At 72.9% G+C, this 19364-nt stretch carries 14 protein-coding genes; 6 read left to right on the top strand and 8 right to left on the bottom strand.

The annotated features are described in order from the left end of the window. Position 1 precedes the first annotated feature (1 nt). From F8279_RS01420 to F8279_RS01390, 7 genes are all read right to left on the bottom strand, one after another. The gene (locus F8279_RS01420; RefSeq protein WP_151498858.1) at positions 2-973 is read right to left on the bottom strand and encodes a sulfotransferase; all 972 of its coding nucleotides are present in this window, start codon (positions 971-973) and stop codon (positions 2-4) included. Then, a complete protein-coding gene (locus tag F8279_RS01415; protein WP_151498857.1) occupies positions 970-2154 on the bottom strand; it encodes an MFS transporter in 1185 nt (394 codons plus the stop codon). The genes F8279_RS01420 and F8279_RS01415 overlap by 4 nt, the downstream gene beginning before the upstream one ends. Then, entirely contained in the window at positions 2151-3464 is a 1314-nt protein-coding gene (locus tag F8279_RS01410; RefSeq protein WP_151498856.1) for a DegT/DnrJ/EryC1/StrS aminotransferase family protein, read from the bottom strand. Before F8279_RS01410 ends, F8279_RS01415 begins: the two co-directional genes overlap by 4 nt. Positions 3465-3709: 245 nt before the next feature. Continuing rightward, the gene (locus F8279_RS30145; RefSeq protein WP_192580596.1) at positions 3710-3952 is read right to left on the bottom strand and encodes a hypothetical protein; all 243 of its coding nucleotides are present in this window, start codon (positions 3950-3952) and stop codon (positions 3710-3712) included. Between the two features lie 245 nt (positions 3953-4197). Beyond that, positions 4198-4935 (bottom strand): serine/threonine protein kinase, encoded by a 738-nt coding sequence (locus tag F8279_RS01400; RefSeq protein ID WP_151498855.1) that lies wholly within the window; start codon positions 4933-4935, stop codon positions 4198-4200. Between the two features lie 46 nt (positions 4936-4981). Beyond that, positions 4982-5977 (bottom strand): nitroreductase family protein, encoded by a 996-nt coding sequence (locus F8279_RS01395; protein WP_151498854.1) that lies wholly within the window; start codon positions 5975-5977, stop codon positions 4982-4984. 105 nt (positions 5978-6082) lie between these two features. After that, positions 6083-7306, bottom strand: coding sequence for a CdaR family transcriptional regulator (locus F8279_RS01390; RefSeq protein ID WP_151498853.1), 1224 nt, complete (start codon positions 7304-7306; stop codon positions 6083-6085). A gap of 83 nt (positions 7307-7389) precedes the next feature. On the opposite strand from F8279_RS01390, the gene F8279_RS01385 reads away from it, so the two are divergent. The 5 genes from F8279_RS01385 to F8279_RS01365 all read left to right on the top strand — a co-directional run bounded on the left by F8279_RS01385 (position 7390) and on the right by F8279_RS01365 (position 14242). Continuing rightward, positions 7390-8481 (top strand): ferredoxin reductase, encoded by a 1092-nt coding sequence (locus F8279_RS01385; protein ID WP_151498852.1) that lies wholly within the window; start codon positions 7390-7392, stop codon positions 8479-8481. Positions 8482-8496: 15 nt separating this feature from the next. Then, entirely contained in the window at positions 8497-9636 is a 1140-nt protein-coding gene (locus tag F8279_RS01380; RefSeq protein WP_151498851.1) for an acyl-CoA desaturase, read from the top strand. Positions 9637-9805: 169 nt separating this feature from the next. Continuing rightward, on the top strand, positions 9806-11200 hold the full coding sequence (locus F8279_RS01375; protein ID WP_151498850.1) for a glycosyltransferase family 4 protein: 1395 nt from the start codon (positions 9806-9808) through the stop codon (positions 11198-11200). A 242-nt stretch (positions 11201-11442) separates the two neighbouring features. Then, positions 11443-12645, top strand: a complete 1203-nt coding sequence (locus F8279_RS01370; protein ID WP_091425257.1) for an alanine--tRNA ligase-related protein — start codon at positions 11443-11445, stop codon at positions 12643-12645. A gap of 136 nt (positions 12646-12781) precedes the next feature. Continuing rightward, entirely contained in the window at positions 12782-14242 is a 1461-nt protein-coding gene (locus F8279_RS01365; RefSeq protein WP_151498849.1) for a 26S protease regulatory subunit, read from the top strand. Positions 14243-14313: 71 nt separating this feature from the next. Here the strand turns inward: F8279_RS01365 and F8279_RS30455 are convergent, their stop codons facing one another. Continuing rightward, on the bottom strand, positions 14314-15597 hold the full coding sequence (locus tag F8279_RS30455; protein ID WP_225853070.1) for a hypothetical protein: 1284 nt from the start codon (positions 15595-15597) through the stop codon (positions 14314-14316). A 96-nt stretch (positions 15598-15693) separates the two neighbouring features. Between F8279_RS30455 and F8279_RS01355 the strand changes: the two genes are divergently transcribed. Beyond that, a complete protein-coding gene (locus F8279_RS01355; protein ID WP_151498848.1) occupies positions 15694-19308 on the top strand; it encodes a BTAD domain-containing putative transcriptional regulator in 3615 nt (1204 codons plus the stop codon). Positions 19309-19364: the final 56 nt, after the last annotated feature.

Below are 19364 nucleotides of genomic sequence, written 5' to 3'. Positions count from 1 at the left end.
CTCACCTCTCCGTCTCGCCGACGCGGGCCGCCGCGCCGGGGTACGCCGGGTCACCGGCCGGCCCGCCGGACCGGTAGCCGTACCGGGTGGACAGCGGCCAGGCCAGCGCCGCCACGGCCAGCCGCTGCCGGCCGGTCAGGGTGCGTCGCCACCCGTCGTCGCGGTCCCGGATCACGGTCGGGCCGGTTCTGAACCGGTCCGGGTTGCCGGTGACCGTGTGGTTGCCGTGCAGCTCGACGGTCCGGTCCCGCACCGGGTTGGCCGCCGGGTCGACGCCCACCAGCTTCAGCAGGGCACCGATGGTGCCGGCCGGGTCGGCGGTGAAGTCCTCGTAGCGCAGGAACGCCGACCGGCCCGGATACCGCCGGTTGATCGCCGCCGAGGCCCGGTTGAACCCGTGCCAGTACGCGGTGCTGCGCGCCGCCGACATCGCGTAGACGTACTCCTTCGGCTCCCGCCACGAGTGCGCCACCGCGCGCGGGTCACGCACCAGATGCAGCCAGTACGCCTCGACGCCCGGCACGTGCGGCAGCAACGACGACTCACCGGGGATCTTGGTGCTGTCCACGATCACCCGGGCGCCGGTGCGCGCGGCCACCTCGCGGTAGACCGCGCCGAGCAGGTCGGCGTGCGCCCGGGTGTCCGCGTCGTACGCGCCCCGGCGCAGCAGCCGCCAGGTGTGCCGCGTCCGCAGCCGCGCCCGTTGCCGCCGGATCACCTCGGCGGCGTGCGCGTCCGCCGGCATCCCGGCCGGGCGGCCCAGCGGCAGCACCGCCGACCACAGCGGACAGCCGGTCAGCGCGGCGCCGCAGCCGCACCTGTCGTTCACGCCGCGCCCGGTCGAGTTCTTCCACAGGAAGTGCAGCTCACCGACGTGCACCACACCGGGCGCCTCGCCGAGGACGTTGCCGATGATGGTGCTGCCGTTGCGGCACCAGCCGTTGACGCTCAGGACGGTCACCGGTGCGTTCATGCCGCGCGTACCTCCGCCGCCGGCGCGGGCACGGGCGACGGCCGGCCGATGCGCAGCGCCATCGCGGCGGCGACCGCCGCGCCGGTCGCGCCCGCGACGAACACCGCCGGATAACCGAGACCGGCCGCGACCAGGCCGGTCGCCGGCCCCCACACCGCCAGCCCGAGATCCCAGAACGAGGTGTACGCCCCGATCGCCGCGCCCTGCCGCGCCGGGTCGGTGCGGTTCATCACCATCAGCGCCAGTGACGGGTGCAGCAGGGAGAACCCGACGCCCATCACCACGCTGCCGGCCACCGCGACCGGCAGGTTCGGCGCGACCGCGATGACCAGCAGACCGACCGCCTCGCCCACCCCGCACCAGGTGGCCACCCGGCGAGGGCCGAGCCGGTCGGGCAGGTGCCCGATGACCAGGCGGGTGCCGGCGTACACGGCGCTGAAGACGCTCAGCACCACCACGCCGTGGCCGATGCCCCGGGCGTCCAGGTGCAGTACGACGAACGCGGCCAGGCCCGCGTACCCGGCGGCGCCGAAGGTGAGCGCGATGCCGGGCAGCAGCGCCGGGCGCAGCAGCAGCCCGGCGCCCTTGGCCGCGGGTGCGGTACGCGCCGGTGCGGGCACCAGCGCGACGAGCGCCGCGCCGACCGCCGGGGCGACCGCGCTGAGCACCCACACCGCCTGGTACCCGGCCTGCTGCACGGTGGCGCCGAGGAACGTGCCGGCGGAGATGCCGCCCCACATGCTCACCCCGTACAGGCCGATGAGCTGGCCGCGCCGGTCGTGCGGGGCGAGCTGCACGATCCACACCGCACCGGCGGTGAACAGCGCCGCCTCACCGGCGCCGAGCAGCAGCCGGACCGCGACGAGCGCGGGCACGTCCAGCGGTGCCAGGTAGAGCAGGCCGCCGCCGGCCACCACGAGCGCCCCGGTCAGCATCACCGTCCGGTGGCCGTGCCGGTCGGCGAGCGCGCCCGCGACCGGCCGGACCAGCAGCGCGGTCACCGCGGTCACCGTGACCACCACACCGACGGTCAGGTCACCGGCGTCGTGCCGTTCGCGCAGGAAGCCGGGCAGCACCGGGATCACCGCTGTGAGCCCGAGGTAGCCGGTGAACAGCCCGCCGAGCAGGCCTGCGAGCGCGAGCCGGGGCAGGGGCCGGGACGGGGTCTGCGTGCCGGTCACGACCCGACCAGCGCGGTCTCACGAGCGGCGGCCACCTTGCGGACCGCGCGGACCAGGTCGTCGCAGTCCTCGGGCGTGAGGTTGGACGACAGCGGCACGTCGACCGTCTCGGTCAGCAGCCGTGCGGTGCGCGGCAGCGTCGCGCGGATCTCACCCGGGTCGGCGCTGTCGTACAGGAACCGCCAGTTCCAGAACGCCCGGACGTTCAGGTCGTCGTCCGCGCCGATGTTGCGGGCGTCTATCCCCTCGGCCCGCAACGCGCGGGCGAACCAGCCCGCGTCGCCGCCGGGCACGCGGAACACGAACGCCTCCCCGAGGTACGCCCCGGGCGCGACGGGCCGCCGGACCGCGATCCCGGACAGACCGGCCAGCGCGGCGCTGACGTGCGCGTAGTTGCGGTGGAACAGCGCCAGCCGCTGCGGCAGCCGGGTGAGTTCGGCGCGCAGCAGGGCCGCCCGGATCTCGTCCATCCGCAGGCTGAGCAGCGGCAGGTCCAGGCCGGTGAGCGGCGGCTCGCCGTGCGGGAAGTGCCGCCGCAGCCGCCCCTCGTACGCCCCGGACAGCGCCACCGCCCGCGCGAACAGCGTGCTGTCGTCGGTGATCAGAAATCCGCCCTCACCGCAGTTGAGCGCCTTGTCGGACTGGGTGCTGAACGCCCCGGCGGCCCCGAACGTGCCGAGCTTGCGGCCGTTCAGTTCGGCGCCGAGCGCGGGCACCGCGTCCTCGATGAGCGGCACGCCCATCTCGGCGGCGAAGGCGGACAGCGCCTCGACGTCGGCGGCGAAGCCGCGCATGTGCACGACCATGACGGCGCGGATCTCCGGCCGCCAGCGGCGACGCAGGTCGTCGAGGTCCATCCGCAGGTCGTCGTCGACCTCGACCAGGAATGGCCGGCAACCGGCCAGCACAATGGCGCTGGGGGTGGCGACGAAAGTGAATCCGGGGCAGGCCACCAATGAGCCCGGTGGCACTCCTGCGCCCATCAGGGCGAGCGCCAGCGCGGCGGTCCCGCTGGAAACCGCTAGCGCGTGCCGGGTGCCGAAATAACGACACAGTTCGTCCTCGAACCGCCCACATTCGGTTTCGTTCGGTGGGCGATGGTCATATCGGAAGTAGAGGTGACTGCGCACGGCGCGAATGGCCGCGTCCTCGTCCTCGGTGTGCACGAAAACCGCGCCCTTGTCGTACGTCGGCCAGGGCGTGCGGCGCACCGGCCGTCCGCCGTGCAGGGCGAGCTGTTCGGGCAGCTCAGAGCCGTTCTGCACCGGCCTCAGCGGGCTCGGTGCGGGAGCGTCGTTGTTCCCGTCCACCGGCGGACTCCTCGGGCGAGCGGCGACAATTCCTATTCACTCGATAGGATTAGCCGGGGCGCTCGCCGGGCATGGTCGCCCGGCGGAATCGCGGTCCCGGCGCGATCCCGTCGAGGGGTAAGAAATGCCACCAGATCCGACATCGTTGATACGTCGATCCAGCGAGAGTAATGATTGTCGTCGATCCCGTACTCGTCAACAGATGGACGTGAATATGTTCGGCGGCGGTGCGCGGCGACAGTGGACTATGCGGAATTGTCGCTGCCGGCCCGCTGATCCGTCGGCACGCCGGCGCCCGGCGTGCGCCGGGCCTGCTCGCGCGGGGCCTGCTCGCGCCGGACTTGCTCGCGCCGGGCCTGCTCGCGCCGGACCTGGCCGGTTCGGCCTTGGTCGCGTCGGTGCCTGGCCGCACCCGGGATTGCCGTCAGCGACGAGGCCTCCCAGCGATAGGTCGCCTCGCGCCCTTTGCTCTGCAGCCATTGACGCATCGGTAACTCACGGTCACCGCCGCGTATGCGGCTGCAGAGCAAAGGGCGCGCAGGGGTGTGGACGCTGCTGCCGGGCTCTCCGACGTTTCCGCTGTTCAGGAGCCCGATGTGGAGAAAACGGCCCAGTCGACGGGCGGGTTGACCGTCACCCTGCGTGACTTACTGCCCGGCGAGGGTCGAGATGACGGAAAGTCACGCCCCGAACCGGGCAGGGGCACCGCAGCACGGTCGGACGGCCGGGCGGATCAGGCCGTCCGCCAGTCGTCGACCAGAGCGGCCACTGTGGCGTGCCGCTGCGCCGGATCGGGTCGGCCGGCCCAGTCGACGACCGCACGCTCAGCGGCGGTGCCCCGCCAGCCGGACGGACCGTCGAGCAGGTGGTGCAGCGTACGACCCAGCGCATGGACGGTCGTGCGCTCGTCAATCGTCGCTCCCCGGGTCAGCTCCTCGGGCGACAGGTAACGACGGGAGCCGGGCAGCCGGTCGGAGTCCAGCACGAACGGTCCCGGCCGGTACTCGTCCAGGTCGATCAGCCACATCCGGCGGGCTTCGAAGTCGTAGAGGAAGCAGCCGTCGTACAGGTCGACCGCCACGTACCCGGCCGCGCTCACGGCCAGGTGGGCGTCGAGGATCACCTCCAGCGCCACGCGGACCTCGGCGACCGGCAGCCGCTGGAAGCGGGCCAGGCCGCTCCGGTCGCTGCCGCCGCCGGTGGTGGCGTGGTTGAGCACGACGCCGTCGCGCCACGGATACACCAGCGTCGGGCCGTCCGTGCCGTCGCGCACCAGCTCGGGCCGCACGAGCGCGGGGTGCCGGACCGCCGCGTGCAGGCCCAGGACGCGCGTCAGCGACTCGCGCGCCCGCGGTGTCCCGGCCCGTTTGACGAACCAGCGCCGGCCCGCCGACTCCACGCCGTAGGAGACGCACCCCGAGTCCTGGTCGCCGAAGACCACGAACGCGGCGGCCGGGTCCAGATCCCACACGTGTCGAGGCTACGACGACCACCGCGCCGGCAGTGCCCCGCCGCGGTCACCGCGATGGGGCCACCACCTCGATCACGTCGGCGGGCGCGCGGCGCGGTGCCGGTGGCAGCTCGGCGTCCGGGCCCCAGCCCACGCGCACCACCAGGTACGCCTCGCCGATGCCGGCCAGCAGGTCGCGCATCATCCGGCGCGGCCAGGCCAGCTCCACGGCGTCGCTGAGCGGCGCGCTGGCCAGCCCTTCGGCGGTGGCGGCGAGCAGCAGCGCCGACAGCGCCTCACCGCCGCGCAGCCACGCCGCCGGCTCGTCGGAGTCGCCGAACAGGATCAGGTACGCCGCGCCCCGGTCGAAGTCCGTGCCCGCGCTGAGCCCGGCCGCCCCGCCGGGGGCGTAGTCGCGCAGCGGCACCCGCCGCGGGGACGGCCGCACGGCGGTGGCGGCGGGCACTCCGTCGCCGCTGCCCGCCGGGCGGTGGGTCCAGTGGTGCAGCTCCTCCCGGTACGCGGGGTCGGCCAGCTCCGCGTCCGCCGCGCGACCGGTGGAGACGGCGAGCATCGGCATCTGGTCCGGCCGGACCACGTGCAGGTGCGCGCCCTCGGTCTCGACGGCGTCCCCGAGCCGGGCCAGCACCGCCTCCGGCACCGGCCGGTCACCGTACGCCCGGCGGTCGGTGCGGCGGCGCGGAATGGCGTCGACCAGGCGGCCCGCCGGCACGTCCAGGTCGACCGGGCCGGTGGTACGCACCCGGGCCAGAAGCGACGGGTCGGGCAGCCGCTCGACGGTTACCGCCCAGCCGGCCGCCGCCAGCGACACGCGCGCGTGGTGCAGAGCGGCGCCGCAGCTCAGCATCAGCAGCCGGCCGTCCGGGTCGGTGTGGGCGAGCTGCCGGTCCGGGTCGGCGCGCAGTTCGAGGGCGTCGGTGGTGACCCGCCAGCGCCAGGGCTGGGTGTTGAACACCGACGGGGCGTGCAGGGACTGCCGGGCGGCCGCCTCCAGCACCCGTACCCTCGGGTCCTGGTCGGTGCGGGTCGATGAGCTGTTCATGGCGGCCCTCCTGGTGCTCGTCCCCTTCCGACCCTGCCCGCCGCTGTCGCGGGCGGACAGGGCCGGAGGTCCCGGCCGCACCGGGCCGTGCGCCCCCGCGTGGCGTCAGGTGTCGTCCGGCTCCGGGGGTACGGCCAGAGCGATGGTGAGGTCGAGGACCGTGGCCGGGTCGTTCAGCCGGTCGCCGAACAGTTCACGCAGCTTGCCCATCCGGTAGCGGACGGTCTGCGGGTGCACGAACAGGTCGGCCGCCACGTCGTCGCGGCGTCCCTGGTGCAGCAGCCACGACCGCAGCGTCTCGGCCAGCCGGTGCGCGGTGGCCGGAGGCAGCGCGGCCAGCGGCGCGAGGGCCTGCGCGCGCAGGTCGGCAAGGGCCTCCGGGTCCATGCTGAGCAGCAGCGTGGCCAGGTGACGCTCCGTGTCGACCGGCCCGGCGTCCGGCTCGCCGAGGCTCAGCGCGAGCGCCCGGGTGGCCCGCTGGTACGACGCGGCGACCCGGTGCCAGGGCCGGGCCGGGCCGAGCACCGCCCGGTGCCCGTGCAGCAGTCGGGTGAGCTGGCGGCGCCGGCCGCCGTGCATGTCCGGCACCAGCAGTACGGCCAGCTCCTCGACCGGGTTCATGCCGGGCAGGTCCTCGCCGCTCTCCAGCGTGTACGGGCTGAGCAGCGCCAGTACCGCGCGCAGGTGCCGGCGGGGCAGCAGCACCACTGTCAGCGTCTGCGGCGGCGGCCAGTCGGCCCGTTCGGCGCTGCGCCGCAGCGACTCCTCCGGTTCGCCCGCGAGCAGCTGCTGGGTGAGCCGTTCCAGGCTGCGGCGGCGCATCCGGCCGGCGCTGGCCAGCTCGTCGGCGTGCCCGGCCACGCTCGCCGCGGACAGCTCGTCGATGTAGGCGAACATCAGCTCGGCGAACTCGGCCACCGTCTCGGCGGCCAGCCCGCTGCGTACCGTGGTGGTCGACACCTCCCGCCAGGCCACCCGCGCGCCCACCCGGTACGCCGCCAGCAGCGCGTCCATGCTGCGCCCCGAGCGTGCCTCGCCGCTGCCCAGCGCGTACGCGGCCTCCAGCGCCGGGGCCAGGGGAGTGCTCGGGTCGAACGCCTGGGTACCCTCGATGAGCTGGAGGAACGTGCCGAGCGCGATGCGTACCGCGTTTTCGATCTTCGCCCGCATGGCGCCGGTGAGCGCGCCGGAGTAGTCCGGCACCTCGGCGGTGATCGCGGAGACCGTCCGCTCGGCGACCATCGGCAGCCGGGCGCGCAGCGTATCCGCCACCCCGGCGTCGAGGTCGAGGTGCGCGGCGCGCTGCCCCGTGCCGGCCTCCGACGTCATATTGTTCCCTCCGAACAAAAACCTGCGACTGTTTCACCTTTGTCGGTCAAGATGTTATGCGATCGGGCGGTCACGCTGGTCATATGACCACAACTGCCTCCCGCCGCCCTCAGAAGGTCACCTTCCGGGACAGGCTGCTGCGGCTGGCCGGAGCGGTCACCACACCGGTGCTGCCGGACGACTATCTCGACCTGATCGCGCCGCTGCGCGCCGGCGCCCCGCTGCGCGGCCGGATCGTCGCCGTCCGGCCGGAGACCCGGGACGCGGCGACGCTGGTGATCCGACCCGGCCGCGCCTGGCAGGGTCACCAGCCCGGTCAGTACATCCGCCTCGGTGTGGACGTCGACGGGGTGCGCCAGTGGCGTGCGTACTCGCTCACCTCACCGCCGGACGCCGCCGAGGGCCGGATCTCCGTCACCGTGAAGGCCATCCCGGACGGCAAGGTCAGCAACCATCTCGTACGCCGGCTGCGGCCCGGCACGATCGTGCACCTCGACCAGGCCCAGGGCGAGTTCGTGCTGCCCGCCGCGACGCCCGAGCGCGTCCTGTTCCTCACCGCCGGCAGCGGCATCACCCCGGTCATGGGGATGCTTCGATCCGGGCTGGCCGACCGGGCCGACGTGGTGCTCGTACACTCGGCGCCCACCCGCGACGACGTCATCTTCGGTACGGAGCTGCGCGCGCTGGCCGAACGCGGCACGCTGCGGCTGATCGAGCGGCACACCGACACCGACGGCCTTCTCGACGTCGCCGAACTCGCCGGGCTGGTGCCCGACCACCTCGACCGGGAGGCGTGGGCCTGCGGACCGATCGGCATGCTCGACGCGATTGAGGGGTACTGGTCCGCCAACGGCCTCGTCGAGCGGTTGCACACCGAGCGGTTCCGCCCGACGGTGATCACGCCGGGCGAGGGAGGCACCGTGACTTTCACCGGGGCGGGGGTGACCGTCGAGTCCGACGGCGCCACCACCCTGCTCGACGCGGGGGAGAACGCCGGAGTGCTGATGCCTTCCGGGTGCCGGATGGGCATCTGCTTCGGCTGCGTCGTACCGCTGCGTCAGGGCGCCGTCCGCGACCTGCGCAACGGCGACGTCACCGCGGCCGTACCGGGGGACGGCGTGCTCGTCCAGACGTGCGTGTCGGCCGCCGCCGGTACCTGCGACATCGATCTCTGAACAGGAGCCACCCACGTGACCGTCATCCAGAAGAAGGCCGTCAACCCGATCGCCCACCTCAGCGCCGAAGACATCGAGATCATCGGCAAGGAACTGGACGCGATCCGGGACCGGGTCCTCGCCGACCGGGGGGAGCGGGACGCCCGCTACATCCGCAAGGTCGTCAAGACCCAGCGGACACTGGAGATGAGCAGTCGGGCGGTGCTGCTGTTCTCGCTGTTCCCGCCGGCCTGGGTCGTCGGCACGGCCGGCCTCACGGTCGCCAAGATCCTGGAGAACATGGAGATCGGGCACAACGTCCTGCACGGCCAGTGGGACTGGATGCGCGACCCGAAGATCCACTCCACCACCTGGGAGTGGGACCACGTCTCCCCGGCCGACCAGTGGAAGCAGTCGCACAACGAACTGCACCACCGCTACACCAACGTGGTCGGCAAGGACAACGACCTCGGGTACGGCATCATGCGTGTCGACGAGGACCAGCCGTGGCACCCGATGCACCTCGGGCAGCCGCTGTGGAATCTGCTCAACGCCGCGTTCTTCGAGTACGGCATCGCCGCGTACGACATGGAGCTGGGCGACCACCTCAAGCAGCGCAACCTCAAGGACCCGAAGTTCCGGGCCAAGGCCAGGGCCGTCGGGCGCAAGATCCGCCGCCAGGTGCTCAAGGACTACGTGGTGCACCCGCTGCTGTCCGGCCCGTCGTTCCTGTCCACGCTCGCCGCCACGTTCACCGCGAACCTGCTGCGCAACGTGTGGAGCCACTCGGTGATCATGTGCGGGCACTTCCCCAACGGCGTGGAGACGTTCGAGAAGACCTCCATCGACGGCGAGACGCGCGGCGAGTGGTATCTGCGCCAGATGCTCGGCTCGGCCAACATCAGCGGCAGCCGGCTGCTGCACATCATGACCGGCAACCTGTCGTACCAGATCGAGCACCACCTCTTCCCCGACCTGCCCAGCAACCGCTACCAGGAGATCGCCCCGCAGGTGCGGGCGCTGTTCGACAGGTACGGACTGCACTACACCACCGGCCCGCTGCCCAAGCAGGTCGCCTCCGCCTGGTGGAAGGTCATCCGCCTGTCGCTGCCCAACCGCAACGACAGCCGGCAGCCGGTCGCCCCGGCCGCGCTGGCCTCCTCCGGCACGGCCTGAACCGCCCGTCGGGTGCACGGCCGGTGAACTTCCACCGGCCGGCACCCGACCATCGTCTGCACAGTCGGCATCACCGCAGCTCAGAGCCGGTTTCGCGGCAGTCGTGACGGTCTCGCGCCCCCGTACACTCGCGCCCGTCCGGGCGTACGGGTGAAGGGGTGGAACGCCGATGCGGCGCGACGACACGACGCGGCCCGGCCGGCGCGTGGTCATGCTCGTCGACAACGCGGTCGACCGTGACTCGCGGGTGCAGAAGGCGGCCCGCTCGGCCGCCGACGCCGGCTGGGAAGTCACGCTGATCGGCTGTGCCCACGTCGACGCCGAACGCCGCTGGCGGCTCGGCGACGCAGAGGTACGCGTCCTGCCGCTCTCCGCTGCTCGCGCCACGCCACCGGCCATCGCCTACGGCCCGCGCGGTGCTGTTCCCGGCCCGGGAACCGCCGGCCCGCGTGACGTGTCCGGCCTGCGGGCGCGGCTGGTGGCCCGGGGCGGGCTGCCGCTGCGCGCGGCCCGGCTGGCGCGCCGGCCCGTGGAGCACGCCCAGGTCCGCTACTGGCGGGCCCGGCTGCGCGACGGGGCCTGGCGGCGGCTGGAACCGGGTCTCTGGGACTACGAACGGGTCGCCGGCCCCGTCGTCGACGAGCTGCGCCCCGACCTGATCCATGCGCACGACTTCCGGATGCTCGGCGTGGCCGCCCGCGCCGTGGACCGTGCCCGCGCCGCCGGGCGCGACGTGAGGCTGGTCTGGGACGCGCACGAGTGGCTGCCCGGTGCCCGGCCCCGCCGCGACAACGTCCGCTGGCTGCCCGCGCACCTCGGCTACGTCCGCGAGCACGTCGGTCACGCCGACGCGGTGGTCACCGTCTCCGACACGCTCGCCGACCTGCTGGTACGCGACCACGGCCTGCCCGAACGCCCGACCGTGGTCCTGAACGCCCCGGTCACGGCCGCCCCCGAGGCGTCCGCCCCCGATCTGCGGGAGCGCTGCGGCGTCGCCGCCGGCACGCCGTTGCTGGTGTACAGCGGGGCGATGGCCGTCCAGCGCGGCGTGGACACGGTGGCCGAGGCGCTGCCGCTGCTGCCCGGCGTGCACCTGGCGCTTGTCGTCGCCGACCCGGCCGCCCCCTACGTCCGCCAGGTCGTCGCCCGCGCCGCTCGGCTCGGTGTGGGTGACCGGGTGCACGTGCTGCCGTACGTGCCGCACCGGCAGCTCGTCGCGTTCCTCGCCACCGCCGACATCGGGCTGATCCCGCTGCACCACTGGCCGAACCACGAGATCGCGCTGATCACCAAGTTCTTCGAGTACGCGCACGCGCGGCTGCCGATCGTGGTCAGCGACGTCCGCACCATGGCCGAGACGGTCCGCGCCACCGGGCAGGGCGAGGTGTTCCGCGCCCGCGACGCCGCCGACCTGGCCCGCGCGGTCCGGGCGGTGCTCGCCGACCCGGCCCGCTACCGCGCCGCCTACGAGGGCGAGGACTCCCCGCTGCCGGGGTGGACGTGGGAGGCGCAGGCCGAACGCCTGGACGCCCTCTACCGCCGCCTGTTCACCCCCACTCGCTGACGCCCGCACGTGGGCGCGGGAAAAGGGCTGGGCGGGAGTGTGCGGACCGGGCTACCGTCGAGGTATGCAGAGCAGGCGCACCTTTACCGCCGCAGCCGCGCGAGCTTCCCGCTCGCCGGTTGCCGCCGCCTGACCTGCCCCACACCCACGCCGGCGACCGGAAACGGTCCGCCGGCGTCGTCGTGTCGACGCCAACGCGCGCGGCGGGCCGTCCGGTCACCCGTACCCGGAAGGCACCCGCCATGACGACCGACGAGATCATCAGGACGTTCCTCGACCACTACCACCGGCACGGCCATCAGGACGCGCCGGAGAGTTCACTGGTGCCGCCATCCGGCGACCCGGTGCTGTTCACCACGTCCGGCATGCACCCGCTCACGCCGTACCTGCTGGGGCGCCCGCACCCGGGCGGGCGGCGACTGGCGAACGTGCAGCGGTGCCTGCGCACGACGGACCTGGACGAGGTGGGCGACAGTACCCACCTGACCGTGTTCCAGATGCTCGGCTCGTGGTCGCTCGGCGACTACGACATCGCGACCAGCCTGCGCTGGGGCTACGACCTGCTCACCGGCGGGTTCGGCATCCCGATGGGGAGGCTGCACGCCACGGTCTTCGGTGGCGGCAGCGGTGAAGGGCCGGACGACACCGCGCGGGACACCTGGACCGGGCTCGGCGTGCCGGTGGAGGCGCTGGGCGAGGACAACTGGTGGTCCAACGGCCCGACCGGCCCCTGCGGACCGGACTCGGAGATCTTCGTGTGGACCGGGGACGGCCCGCCCACCGGCACACCCACCACCGACGCGCGGTGGGTGGAGGTGTGGAACCACGTGCAGATGCGCTACCACCGGCACCCCGACGGCCGGCTCACGCCGCTGCCGGTGTCCAGCATCGACACCGGCATGGGCCTGGAGCGGCTGGAGATGGTGCTGCGCGGCGACCGGTCCGTGTTCACCGGCGACGGGCTGCGCCGGTGGGTGGACGAGGTGGGCAACTGGGACCTGCACGGCACGGACCTGCGCGTGGTCTCCGACCACCTGCGGTCCGCGGTGGTCGTGCTCGGTGACGGGGTACGCCCCGGGAACACCGGCCGCGGGTACGTGCTGCGGCGGCTGTTGCGCCGAGCGCTCACCGTGCTGTGGCGCGACGACCCGGCGCGCAGCCTGGACGAGCTGCCGCCCGAGCTGTACGCGGAGACGCTGCGCCGCTTCCGCCAGACATCCGGACCGGGCACGCTGCCCGGCGGGCAGCCGGTCGACGTCGGCTCGCTGCGGGCGACCCTCCTGGACGAGGAACGCCGTTTCCGGGGGCTGCTGCGACGCGGACGACCGCTCGTCGACCGGGTACGGGCGCGCGGGCCGCTGTCCGAGCGCGACTACCACTGGCTGCACGACACCCACGGACTGCCCCGCGACCTGGTCGACGGCCTGCTCGCCGACGCGAGCTGAGCCGCGGCCGGGTGAGCAGCGGCCAGGCTTCCAGATGAGCGGCGGCGGCTGAGCGGTGGCCGCCCGGCCGGGCCGGTGCCAGACTCGGAGGCGGACCCACGCGAGGACAGACGCCGCCGCGAGGAGAGGGCTGCCGATGACCGAGGTTCGGCCGGACGAGGAGACGGTGCCGTTGCTCGGCGCCGAGGTGCGCATCGCCGGCGCGGCCGGGCTGCTCGCCGCCGCCGTCGACGGGCCGGTGGAGTTGCTGGTCGACGGCGACTTCCCGGCCCCGGTGCGGGAGATGCGCTGCACCGTGCGCGCCGACGCCGCAGACGGGCAGCCGGTGCACCGCTTCGAGGCGTACCTGCGGGTGGAGAACACACCGGCGGGCCTGCTCGCCCTCGGTCTGGCCGGGCCGGTCGGCGTGCTGCTCGCCGAGCGGCTGGCCGCGCGCGGCGGCGACGGTCCGGCCGCCGCGGTGGGCCGGATGGCCGCGGAGGCCGGTCGGCGGATCTGGCCGCGACCGGTCGCGACGCTCGCCGCGCCGCCGGGCGACGAGGCCGGCCGGGAGGCGCTGCGCACGGCCCGGGAAGCCGGGCTGCGGCCCCGCGTCGACCAGGCCAACGGCACGGTACGCATCCGCGCCGACGTGCCCAGCGCCGAGGTGGATCCGGCGCACCTGCGGGCGATGCTCGGCCTGCTGCTCCAGGCCGTACGCGAGTTGTCCGGCGACAGCGACGAGCCGACGGTGCTGCGTGGACGGATGTACCTCGTGGGGCGGCGACCGGTGACGGCGGCCGGGCCGCGCAGCGCGACGGTGACCCTCGACCAGGTCGGCGGCCTGTCCGACGTGGTCGCGCGGTTCCGCGAGGTGGCGGTGTCGTTCCGGCACCCGGCGGCGATGGCCCGCTGGGGCGCGCGCCGGCCGCAGGGCATCCTGATGTACGGGCCGCCCGGCACCGGCAAGACCATGCTGGCCCGGGCGCTGGCGAACGAGGTCGGCGCGGACTTCGTGGAGATCCGTACTCCGGAGATCCTGGACAAGTACCTCGGCGGCTCGGAACGCAACATCAAGCGCATCTTCCGGGAGGCACGCCGCTACCGGCGGCCCACAGTGATGCTGTTCGACGAGTTCGACTCGATCATCAGCTACGCCGGCGCGGGCGGCGACGCGGCCAGCCAGGCGGTCAACGCCGTGGCGGGCATCTTCAAGCAGGAGATGAACACGCTGTTCGAGGAGAACCCCGACGTCATCGTGGTGGCCACGACCAACTTCCCGCAGCGCGTGGACGCGTCGCTGATCCGCTCCGGCCGCTTCGACCTGAAGATCGCCATTCCGGCGCCGGACGAGGCCGGACGCGCCGAGATCCTCACCAAGATGGTCCGCGAGCTGATCGAGCGGCACGAACGGCCGGGCTTCAAGATGTTCGCCGACGACCTCGACCCGGCCGCCCTCGCCGCCGACACCGCCGGGCTGACCGGCGCGGACCTACGGGAGGCGCTGCGCCGGGTGCAACTCGCCAAGGCGCTCCGGGAGGCGGCTGGGGGTGCGCCGCCGGCTCCGATCGGTCAGGACGACATGCGGGAGGCCGTCGCGGGGCTGCGCCGCGGCTGACGTCCTCGGCCCGACCTGCCACGGCGGCGGGACCCGGTGGTGTCCGGGTCCCGCCGTGGTGGGTGTGGTGGTCAGATGCCGTAGACGAATTGGGTGTCTACGGGGCCGCCGTTGTTGGTGTTGCGGAGGTAGACGGTGTTGTTGCTGGGTCGGCGGACGCCGGGGGTGGTGTTGCTGTTTTTGATCCAGCGGCCGGGGATGGCGATGTCGCCGGAGGGGCCGTGGCCGAAGATGTATTCGTGGTCGGTGGTGTTGGTGGCGGTGGTGGTGCCGTTGGTGAGGTACCAGGTGGAGTTGCTGGGTCGGAAGACGCCGACGGAGTCGTAGCCGTTGTTGTTCCAGTCGCCGGCGACGGGTTGGTCGCCTGAGGGGCCGTGGCCGAATTTGAATTCGTGGTCGGTGGTGTTGGTGGCGGTGGTGGTGCCGTTGGTGAGGTACCAGGTGGAGTTGCTGGGTCGGAAGACGCCGACGGAGTCGTAGCCGTCGTTGTTCCAGTCGCCGGCGACGGGGATGTCGCCTGAGGGGCCGTGGCCGAATTTGAAGATGCGGGTGGCGTCGCCGCTGTTGGTGTCGCGGAGGTAGAAGGTGGAGTTGCTGGGTCGGAAGACGCCGACGGTGTCGATGCCGTCGTTGTTCCAGTCACCCGAGATCGGCACATCCTCCGGCGACACGTCCTCGAGGATGTTGTCGTAGCGGACCGGGGTGTACAGGCTGGCGTAGCTCGAGGTCCAGGTCCGTTCGATCGTGTCCGAGCTGCCCGTCTGCTCGATCACCACCGGAGCGGTGTGTGCGGAGTCGCTCCACTTCACGAACAGGGCGACGTGGTTCTCCGAGGTGTCCCCGGTGTGCCGGAGCAGCGCATCGCCCGGGGCGAGATCGCCGCGCGAGATGGTGTGCGACCGGCTGTCCAGGTTTCCGGTCCAGAACGAACTACCCGAGCCGCCGAGACCCCACGCCATCGCCACGAACCCGGAACAGTCGGTCCGATAGTCGCCGTACTGGTTCTCGTAGCAGCGGTTCTGGCTGTAGGGGACACCACCCACGCTGAGCCAGCTACGTGCCCGCTTGACCGCGTCCGATCGCTGCATGTTCTTGTCGGAACCGTTGTTGCCGCACGGGATCGGCGTGGTGCTCACCGCGGCGGACGCTCGCGACCGTGGCGTCAGGCCCGGGTAGTCGGGCAGCGCCGGATCGCCCGGTGCGGCGGCGGCCGCTGTGCCGGCCGCGTCCACCGCCGAGGTGTCGGGCGTCGCGGACGCCACAGTGGGGGTCGAAGCCAGGGCCGCCGCCAGCACCGCCACCGGCACCAGCGACCGGCATGCCCACCAGCCACCTCGTCGAGCGTATGAGTGCAATGTGTTCTCCTCGTCTCTTCCGGCGTGCCTGCCGCCTCGCCGTGCTCAGAGTGTGCGGAGCGCTTCTGACGCACGACTGGAGGGACAGATCCTGTAGTGAACTCGTACTACGATCTGTGCGGACAGATGTACGAGTCAGATCGTCACCGCCGGCGGGTATCGATCGTCGGCTACCCTTCGACGAGCCAGCCGCGGGGGCGCTTCGGGCGGCCCCACAGGTTGACGATCGTGCACACGGGGGAGTCGACGATGGGCGACGGGGGGCCTGGCGGCCTCAGCGAGCTTCTGCGGCGTGCTCGGGTCGGCCGCGGCCTGACGCAGGCCGATCTCGCGGATCGGGCCGGGGTCAGCGTCGGTGTGGTCCGTGACCTCGAGCAGGGGCGCAGCGGAAGACTGCGTGGACGCTCCCTGCAGGCGCTTGCCGACGCCTTGGGTCTTCACCACGAGGACCGCATGCGGATGAAGCAGATGTCCCGGCCGCCGCAGCGGGAACGTCTCGAGGCGACCGGGCCGGCCCGGATCTCCGTGCTCGGGCCGCTGCAGGTCACCCGGGCCGGTCAGCCCACCGACCTCCGAGCCGGACGGCACCGTGTCGTGCTGGCGCGCCTCGCGCTGACTCCCGGCCGTCCGGTGGGCCGTGAGGAGCTGATCCATCTTCTGTGGGGAGACGCGCCACCGACGTCGGCGACAAACGTGGTGCAGACACACATCAGTCGGATCCGTCGCCTGCTGGAGCCGGCGCCGCGTCCTGACCAGCCGCCGTCGGTGATCCTCGGGTCGGGCGGATACGAGCTGCCAGCCGATGCCGAGCGGCTCGACCTGGTGGGCTACCGGTCCCGCCTCCTGGAGGCCGGCGCGCCGGCCCTGCCACCCGAGCGTGCCTTCGAGCTGCTCCTCGACGCGCTCGACATGTGGCACGGCGACGACGCCGCCCAGGACGTGCCGGAACTCTCCGGCGATCCGTTGATCACGGCGCTGGCCGAGGAGCGCGTGGAGGCGGCCGTGCGTCTGGCGCGCCTCGGGGAGGTGCTGCACCGGCAGCGGGAGGTCCTCCCGCTTCTGCGCCGGCTGGCGGGGCGGCACCCGTGGCACGAGTCGTTGCACGCACGGCTGGTCGTCGCACTCGCCGCCGCGGGCCAGCAGGCCGCCGCGATCGAAGCCTTCGAGAGTGTCCGCCAGCGGCTCGCCGAGGAGCTGGGCGTCGACCCCGGCCGCGAGCTGACCGAGGCGCGGCAGGCCGTGATCGGCGGGCAAGGGGATCGAAGCGCGGGTACGCCGGCGGACACTCGTGCCGTCGTCACGCCGCGCCAGGTGCCGGCGCCGCCGGCGGACTTCTGCGGACGCGCCGAGGAACTGCGCGAGCTCGAATGGGCGTTGCGCTACCCGGACGGTGGAGCACCAGTCGTCCGCGTCATCTCCGGCATGGCCGGTGTCGGCAAGACGAGCCTCGCCCTGAAGGCGGCCTGGGGAGTACGGCGGGACTTCCCGGACGGTCAGCTCTACATCGACCTCCGCGGTGGTGGCGAAGACCGGCCGGTCGCGGTCGGATACGCGCTCGCTCGACTGCTGAGAGCCCTCGGTGTCGAGGCGCGCGCCATTCCCGGTGACGAGGACGAGGCCGCCGCACTCTACCGCAGCGTGCTTGCCGACCGGCGGGTGCTGATCGTGCTCGACAACGCGCACAACGCCGCCCAGATCCGCCTGCTGCTGCCGGGCCCCGGCGGAAGCGCGGTCCTGGTCACCAGCCGCAACCAGTGCGAGGAACTGGACGGCGCCGCCACCACGCTCCTGCCGGTGTTCACGTCGGACGAGGCACTGCACCTGCTGCGGATCAAACTCGGTGCGGCCCGGGTCCACGCCGAACGCAGGGACGCCGAGGCCCTGGTCGACGCATGCGGCCGGTTGCCGATCGCGGTGCGGCTGCTGGCGGGCCGGCTGGTCGGCCACCCGGAGAGCACGGTTGCCGAGGTCCTGCAGGGGCTGACCGACGAGGGGTCGCGGCTTGCCCAGCTCAGCCTCGGTGACCGCACCGTGACGAGCAGTTTCGCAATCAGCTGCCGCGCCCTGCCGTCGGCGGTGGTGGAGGTCTTCCAGGCCGCCGCGCTGATCCCGGGCGAAGACTTCTCGGCCGCCGCGGTCGCCGCGCTGCTCGGGTCCGAACAGCGCGCCGTCCGGGCGACGCTGGACCACCTCGTCACGGAGAACCTGCTCCAGCCCGGCGGTGCGGAGGGCCGTTACCGCTACCACGACCTGCTGCGTCTGTACGCGTTGCGAGCCGGCGAGACCCGGGAGACGCCCGTCGACCGTGGCGCTGCGCTGGCCCGGCTCTACACCTGGTACCTGACGCGGACCGCGTCGGCGATGACACTGCTCTATCCCGACATGGTGCGGCTGCCGATGGAGGTCGACCCGGCCGAGAACCCGTTTCCCGATGTCGATGCCGCGACGGCGTGGCTCGGCCAGGAGGCAGCGAACCTCGTCGCGGCGGTCGAAGTCGCCGCGACTGACGGTCATGGCGCACGGTCCTGGCAGTTGGCCGACCAGCTCCGCGGTTACTTCTTCGTCTCGGGAGACGTGGTCGCCTGGCTCGCGAGCGGGTCTGCCGGACTCGCCGCCGCGGAGGCCGCGGGTGACATGCGGGCTCAGGCCGCCATGCATCAGACTCTCGGGCAGGCGCACTGGGCGGCCGGGAAACATCATCTGGCCTCCGCCGCCTACCGTCGAGGCATCGCGGCTGCCCGCGGCAGCGGCTGGCTCGTCGGCGAGGCATACCTGTCACACAACCTCGGGCTCGTGCAGGCCGAGTTGGGCCACCCGGACGAGGCGCGGGATCTCTATCAGCGGGCACTGGACCTCGGGACGGGTCCCGAGTTCCACCACGTTCGTGCGGTGACGCTGAACGACCTGGGCACGCTGTGCCACGAACGGGGCCAGCTCACCGAAGCGGCCGGCTACCTGACGGCGGCCCAACGGTTGAACGAGAGATCGGCGCGCCACCTGTCGGCAATGGCGAACCGGCACAACCTGGCGATGGTGCTACGGCAGATGGAAGACTTCGAGCCCGCGCGTGCCCACTTCGCGGCCGCACTCGACTACTACCGTCGCACCGGGTCGACGCTGCGGGAGCTGTCGGTGCTCGACGAGCTGAGCCAACTCGACCGCCAGCTGAACGAGTGGGTGTCCGCGGCACACAACGCCGCCGAGGCGCTGCGGCTGGCCAGGAAGCTGCGCAACCTGCGGGCGGAGGCTGCCACCCTCAACACACTGGCCTTCGCGTTGTTGGGAAGCCGGGCTGTCGACGACGCCCGCACACGGTTCACCGAAAGCCTGTCGATCAGCCGGAAACGCGGCTTCCAGTATTTCGAATGCCAGGCGGCCATCGGCCTCGCCGAGGCCGCACTGCTCGAAGGCGCGGCCGAGGAGGCCTACGGGACGGCGAAGGACGCCGTCCTCATCGCCTCCCGCAACGCCTACCGGGTACTGCACGGCGACGCCCTCCTCGTGCAGGCCAAGGCGGCGGTCCGGCTGGGTGAACCGGACACGGCCCGGCAGCACTGCGAGGCTGTCCGGGAGCTGCTCGGGACGACGTCGCTTCCGGACCGGGCGCGCGAGTGCGAAGCGATCGAGGCACTGCTGACGCACCTGCCACGGCGGCGGGACCCGGTGGTGTCCGGGTCCCGCCGTGGTGGGTGTGGTGGTCAGATGCCGTAGACGAATTGGGTGTCTACGGGGCCGCCGTTGTTGGTGTTGCGGAGGTAGACGGTGTT

This window comes from Micromonospora sp. AMSO1212t (genome assembly GCF_008868145.1).
GTDB lineage: Bacteria > Actinomycetota > Actinomycetes > Mycobacteriales > Micromonosporaceae > Micromonospora > Micromonospora tulbaghiae.
The sequence above is the reverse complement of the archived record's forward strand: the minus strand, read 5'-3'. Positions and strand labels throughout refer to the sequence as shown.

Coding starts and splice junctions, on each gene's coding strand:
- F8279_RS01420 (WP_151498858.1), bottom strand. CDS start 973: ATGAACGCACCGGTGACCGTCCTGAGCGTCAACGGCTGGTGCCGCAAC.
- F8279_RS30145 (WP_192580596.1), bottom strand. CDS start 3,952: ATGCGTCAATGGCTGCAGAGCAAAGGGCGCGAGGCGACCTATCGCTGG.
- F8279_RS01395 (WP_151498854.1), bottom strand. CDS start 5,977: ATGAACAGCTCATCGACCCGCACCGACCAGGACCCGAGGGTACGGGTG.
- F8279_RS01390 (WP_151498853.1), bottom strand. CDS start 7,306: ATGACGTCGGAGGCCGGCACGGGGCAGCGCGCCGCGCACCTCGACCTC.
- F8279_RS01385 (WP_151498852.1), top strand. CDS start 7,390: ATGACCACAACTGCCTCCCGCCGCCCTCAGAAGGTCACCTTCCGGGAC.
- F8279_RS01375 (WP_151498850.1), top strand. CDS start 9,806: ATGCGGCGCGACGACACGACGCGGCCCGGCCGGCGCGTGGTCATGCTC.
- F8279_RS01370 (WP_091425257.1), top strand. CDS start 11,443: ATGACGACCGACGAGATCATCAGGACGTTCCTCGACCACTACCACCGG.
- F8279_RS01365 (WP_151498849.1), top strand. CDS start 12,782: ATGACCGAGGTTCGGCCGGACGAGGAGACGGTGCCGTTGCTCGGCGCC.